This window comes from Methanoregula sp. (assembly GCF_049690535.1).
GTDB lineage: Archaea > Halobacteriota > Methanomicrobia > Methanomicrobiales > Methanospirillaceae > Methanoregula.
In genome coordinates, this window is sequence record NZ_JBAVMX010000073.1 from 1 (window position 1) to 5521 (window position 5521).

At 55.9% G+C, this 5521-nt stretch carries 7 protein-coding genes and 1 pseudogene; 1 reads left to right on the top strand and 7 read right to left on the bottom strand.

From position 1 onward, the window contains the following. The 5 genes and pseudogenes from WCE46_RS05300 to WCE46_RS05320 form a co-directional block, all read right to left on the bottom strand. Positions 1-316 (bottom strand): annotated as a pseudogene (locus WCE46_RS05300) (2,3-bisphosphoglycerate-independent phosphoglycerate mutase); the annotation flags it as partial. A gap of 178 nt (positions 317-494) precedes the next feature. Then, positions 495-1100, bottom strand: a complete 606-nt coding sequence (locus WCE46_RS05305) for a 30S ribosomal protein S3ae (RefSeq protein ID WP_424732659.1) — start codon at positions 1098-1100, stop codon at positions 495-497. 18 nt (positions 1101-1118) lie between these two features. Continuing rightward, positions 1119-1370 (bottom strand): KEOPS complex subunit Pcc1, encoded by a 252-nt coding sequence (locus WCE46_RS05310; RefSeq protein WP_424732661.1) that lies wholly within the window; start codon positions 1368-1370, stop codon positions 1119-1121. Beyond that, on the bottom strand, positions 1367-2584 hold the full coding sequence (locus WCE46_RS05315; RefSeq protein WP_424732662.1) for a DHHA1 domain-containing protein: 1218 nt from the start codon (positions 2582-2584) through the stop codon (positions 1367-1369). Before WCE46_RS05315 ends, WCE46_RS05310 begins: the two co-directional genes overlap by 4 nt. Positions 2585-2609: 25 nt before the next feature. Continuing rightward, complete coding sequence (locus tag WCE46_RS05320; protein WP_424732663.1) at positions 2610-3068, bottom strand: 30S ribosomal protein S15; 459 nt, start codon at positions 3066-3068, stop codon at positions 2610-2612. A gap of 360 nt (positions 3069-3428) precedes the next feature. Between WCE46_RS05320 and WCE46_RS05325 the strand changes: the two genes are divergently transcribed. Further along, on the top strand, positions 3429-4166 hold the full coding sequence (locus WCE46_RS05325) for a hypothetical protein (RefSeq protein WP_424732664.1): 738 nt from the start codon (positions 3429-3431) through the stop codon (positions 4164-4166). 102 nt (positions 4167-4268) lie between these two features. Here the strand turns inward: WCE46_RS05325 and WCE46_RS05330 are convergent, their stop codons facing one another. Both WCE46_RS05330 and WCE46_RS05335 read right to left on the bottom strand, forming a co-directional pair. After that, the gene (locus WCE46_RS05330) at positions 4269-4682 is read right to left on the bottom strand and encodes a Zn-ribbon domain-containing protein (RefSeq protein ID WP_424732665.1); all 414 of its coding nucleotides are present in this window, start codon (positions 4680-4682) and stop codon (positions 4269-4271) included. Between the two features lie 13 nt (positions 4683-4695). Beyond that, a complete protein-coding gene (locus WCE46_RS05335) occupies positions 4696-5349 on the bottom strand; it encodes a GTPase (protein ID WP_424732666.1) in 654 nt (217 codons plus the stop codon). Positions 5350-5521: the final 172 nt, after the last annotated feature.

A 5521-nucleotide genomic window follows, 5' to 3' on the forward strand; every position in this document is an offset into this window, starting at 1 on the left:
GTGAAAGTGTCGCGTAGTTGCACCGGAAGCCGATCATGCCCGGTTCCATGTGGATGCCCGAGCCTTCACATTCGAGCGGGCCCCGTCCGGTGTAATACGTGTGGGGATCGTAACCCAGCAGGGCGAGGTGTGCAGTGTCTGACCCGGGCCGGATACCGGTTGCGATAGTATCCATGATCCCGCACACGCCTTCTGCTGCAAGCCGGTTGAGCGTGGGGTGGTGCGCCGCTTCAAGAGGGGTGAGGTTTCCGAGTTCCGGGCAGGGCCGGTCTGACAAACCATCAATAACGAGAAACAGGATCTTATGCGCGGTCATTCTTATGGATTGTTTAGACGCACGGATTAATTATGTTTCCCGGTTATGATTCGGGAAACAGTATGCCGTAAACCTTGTCGGAAATCAAAAACCCGCGAACGGTATACCCCCGGAAACCGGGACCGTATCAGATCGTACGAAAAACTGACCTGATAAAATTCCTAAAAAACAAAAAAAATTACTTGGTGGAGATCGGTGCTGCGACCTGCTCGACCTTTGACTTGATGATCTCGACCCGGCGGGTGGGGTAGAGCGTCTTTACGACCTTGAAGAGGTCGCGGGAGATGTCGCCCGAGACGATCCCGTTAACGAGCGTCGTTAAGTCCCATGCCGCTGCTTGGGTGGCAAGGCTTGCGAGGATCGCGTTTCTGAGCGCGTGTTCCTGTGCAATGTTTGCCCGTGCAAAGGTGTAGCAGCTGATCGTGAGCCGGACTTTCTTGTTGTCTTTTGTGACAACCAGCGTGTGGCAGTCAATGCGGGAGCTGCGGCGCTTGACAAGGGACCGCAGGTAATCGCGGGTCACTTCGTGGCCGACAAACTCGGTGTATGCCGCGTCGCCGGTGATCTCTGCAATCTTGAAGCTCATCTTGATGTGCTGCTTGGCGTAGTCGTTGGTGATTTCGCCGAGGGTGGACTGCATGATCCTGCCCTTGACCATCTCGACTTCGCTTGCAATGGTGTCGCCGATATACGCCTTCCCCAGATTATCGGGGGTGTATACCTTGAACCAGCTCTTGGCTTTCCAGCCTTCAACTCTTCTTCCAACCTGTTTCTTCTTTGCCATAGTATCAACTCTGGATTTTTATTCCTCTTGTGTTTGGTTTCCTGTCTTTTTTCGCGGGAGCGTTGTTGTCTCGTCCGCAATTGCCAGATTCATCAGGTAGTCGTCTACCGATGCGATGACAGACCGGATCTGCGTGCCGTGGATCACGGTTGTGACCCGGTTGCCGTCTGCGGTGGTGGTCATGCCCGTGAGGTTATCCGGTGCCAGTGACGACGCCACGCTTTCTGCGTCCGTGTGGACGGTAGTGATGAGGCCGCTGAGCTGCATCATGCAGCAAGCGCCTCCTGCCATCCTTTCACGAATGAGCCGAGCTGGTCGCAGGGGATCGTTGCCCCTGCGCGGGAGTGGTGCCCACCGCCGTTCCCGCCGCATGCGGCGGCAAGGTTCCGGACGAGTGGCCCGAGATCAACCGTGACGCTGATAGGGGATCGCGCCGATATCCGGCAGGCATCCCCGGACCGTGCATACACGAGCACCGGCGCCTGGTGCACCCGGTCCCGGGCGAGCACGTCAGCGATGTCGCTTGCAAGCGTTACATTCTGACACTCATAGACTGCGTCGCCTTCGTGTGCGGGATGTACCGTTTTCAGTGCACCGATAACATCGAGGTGATGCCGCCGAGCAATCTCCCATGCCTTTTCGATCTCCGCTGATGAGCGAAGACAGAGCGCAACTGCAAGGTCGCCGTGACCGGATTTACCACAGGCATCGATGACGGCGGTAAGCGCGTGGGCGTCCTCGATTACCTCGCGCTGGAGGTGAAGGGTGTCGCCATAGAGCAGTGCCAGACCCTCTGCTGATGTCTGTGGGGCGGATTTGAGCACCACAAGGCTCATCAGCGTATCAAGCCGCAGGCCGTTTGCGCCCTGCGCCCCGGTGAGCAGGTCAGCGACAGCGGAATCGTCGCCGCTGATCCCTTCGAGGTACGGGTAAGTGGCAAGCAGCCACTTCTCTGCCATATCGCGTCCGGCAAGCGTCATGCCCCGGTCCGGGACGATGATCCCGTTTGCCACGCCTTCGTTGAAGATCTCAAGGTTCCTGCCGGCAAATGCCTGCCCGTCGCCGATGATACCGGGCATCACGAGGCCGGCAAGGTCGCGGTTGTCTCCCATCTCCTGGGCGACAATATACGCCATGCCGGCAGCGGAGAGTTCCCGGTCGCCGTCGATCTTTTCGAGCCTCGGGTTTGCATGGAACTGCCCGGTAAAGAGCGGGAGGTGGTGGTCCACCACCATCGTTTCAGGAGGCAGGTTCTCCATGCCGGACCCGATGTCGCACAGGAGCGAAGCCGCATCGTGGGAGAGGCTGGCGGAAGGGACTTCCGCACAGATTCTCAGCCGGAACCGTATGCCGGTCCTGAGCATCGCATGGCAGAGGATAGCCCCTGCTGCGATGCCGTCAGCGTCGTGGTGTGCGTACACCTCGATGTACTGCTGGCGGCGGATCTGGTCTGAGATGGTTTTTGCGGCTTCTTCAAGTGACATGGGAATCGGTAGACGATATGCTGAATTATCTGGACAGCAGGATTTCGGTGGTCTCCGGCTTGTAGGTGAAACCTGCGGGCAGTTTCTTCGTGCCCACGTAGTACTTCACGAGCCGACGAATCTTGGCCTCGACAAGGTGGAGCTGCCTCTTGTTGTGCAGATCCTTTTTATTGTCTTCTAGGTGCTTGCGAAGCCCGAGCGCCTTAATCATGAGATCACGGAGATCCTCGGGGATCTCGGAGCTGATCTTGTTCTCTACTAAGATCTCTCCGACGCTTTTGCCGGTGACCATTTTGACATCAGGGACGCCGTGGCGGTCCCGCAGGATCAGGCCGATCATGCTGCTCGATGTGCCTTCCTTGCGGAGATCGACAATGATTTTCTCGATCGCTGCCTTGTCCGTGTTGGACCATGAAGGCGCCTCATTCCGCGCAGGCCGCACAGAGCATGACTGTCCTCTTCTTCTGGTGTGCATTCGTGCCATAGTTATACCTCCGGTTATTATGTAAGTCCAGAAAAGTGCAGTATTTTACTGACTCTCTGTAATCCCAAAGCCTGAGTTTTGAGGCCGTGCCAGAAAGGCACGTCGGACTTACATCTGTCAGCACCAATTAAAAAGTGCTGTCTTACTATTGACGGCCACGAATATTAAGGGTATCTGAGACCCGGGCCGTGCATATCGTGGTACGCCCGGGATATACGGGACGTTTTTTATCAGGTTCATTCTGCTGATCAGCAGCCAGTCCCAAAGGCACACAAGCCCGACTGCCGGGAGTGCGTGCAGGATTCCTGCACGGGGAATCCCCTCATCTTTTTACTGTACGAAACGAAACGGGATGGTACGATGGACGACCATGCCCGGGACGTACCGGGGGATGAGGATCTTATCCTGTTCCGGGATTGTTTCTCGGTAAAGTACATCCAGTCCGCAGCCCTTTTTTGCCAGCTGGGGTTTGCCATAGAGTCTGCCTACACCAGAACAGGCATCCTGTCAGCTGACGAGAGGCTCCGGCACGAGGCGTTTGTCCTCAATGCACTCTTTTCATCGGTGGCATTTTTAGAGTCCACCATCAACGAGCTCTGGTCAGATGCAGCAGACAACGCGTATTTCTTTCCCGATGAAAAACACGAGGCGCTGTTACGGGCGGTCGGGGAGAAATGGAACAATGAGAATTATTTTGACCGTACCCCGCTGCCGGTCAAATACCAGAAAGTCCTTGAGATCGGCAACAAGCCCCTGTTTTCTGAGGATGACCCGGTCTTTTTCGGGATAAAAGATCTCATCTTGATCCGGAACTACCTGATGCATTACCGGCGCGAATGGGTGACCCTCCCGACCGGCACCACGCCCGATACCGGCACCGGGGCCCATGCAGAAAAGTTCGAGTATCACCTAAGGGACAGGTTCAGGGAAAATCCTCTCGCAGCAAAAAACCTGCCGTTCTTTCCGGACCGGTGCCTTGGGCACGGGTGTGCGGAATGGGCGGTAAATACCAGTCTTTCGTTCACCGACCGGTTCTTTGCAGCCTTGGATCTTCCCGCTTCATATGAAGGAATAAAAAAGGAACTGCGGACGAGATAACCGATCGGGACATCCCGCCGGTTCCTTTGGGCACACGCATCCCGTTGTGATCCCGTCGAAAAATTATAAAAAAAAGATGTCAGCGGTATATGACCGGGAGAGTTACCGCTTCTTTGTCTTCTTCTTTTTTGGCTCGTCCTTTGCCATGGACATGAGATCGATGATATAACTGCCCTCTTCACCGCCGACGCTCACGATCCGCTCGTCGCTTTTTGCCATCTTATCGATGTTGAGTTCGTAGGAGCCCGGGCCCACGATCCGGATCGTCTCGACACGGTCGAACATCTCGACTTCTTTTTTTGCCTTGCCCCTGACCCTGGGTTCGACAACTTCGAGGACTTCTTCATTTGAATCGCCCGCGATCTCCTCGATTGACTTCTCATCGAGCACGTCCTTATTGATCTCGGACTCCTTGACGTAGAGGAACTTCTTGCCGCCGCAACTGGCGCAGCCTTTGAGGATCTCGGTCGACCCGTCCTTGTATTCCCTGCCGCATTTGGTGCACTTGTGTGGCATAATTCCTCCGCAATCAGGCGAAGTTCAGGATCATCTTCTCGTACAGCTCTTCCGTATTCCGGCCCTCAAGGCCCGATATCGCGACGACCGGGTGCTGGGGGAATGCGCTCCGGATCCGTGACGGGGCTGCATCGGGCAGGTCGATCTTGTTTGCGACAATGATCACCGGCAGGTCCCGGCTCTCGATGATGCCGACCATCATGATATTGACCTGCATGAAGGGATCGAGCGTCGAGTCCAGCATGTAGATGACACCATCGATATCCTCGCGCAGCCAGTGCATCGCTTCGGCCACACCCTCGGTCGCTTCCCGGGCCCGGATGATCGCCTCATCTTTTTCCATCCCGAATTCCAGGAACTCGTGGTAATCGATCTTCGTTGTAACTCCCGGGGTATCCACGATATCGATTGTCACGGTATGCCCGTTTGCCCCGGAGATTACGATATCCTCTCGCTTGCGTGCCCTCCGGGTCTCGTGCGGGATCTCGCTGACCGGCCCGACTGCATCGCCGGTCCAGTCCCGGGCGATACGGTTCGCGAGCGTCGTCTTGCCTGCATTCGGCGGCCCGTAGATCCCAATACGGGTCCGCTTCTTCTTGAAAAACCGCTTGATAAATACGGAAAATTTCTTCTTTGCATTCCCTAATGTCTTGGAAAATGTCGTCATAGGGCCTCTCGTTTTGTCTGCATGGTGTGCTGGTACAACCGGGTCACCATCAACCGTGAGTAGTGTTTGGAGAGGGTTCTTTATTATGTTTCTTGTACCGCCCGTCATGGTGCTCCCGTGATATTCCCCCGGGAGATTTTTTTGTATTACCCGGCCGCATCGATTTTCGCCG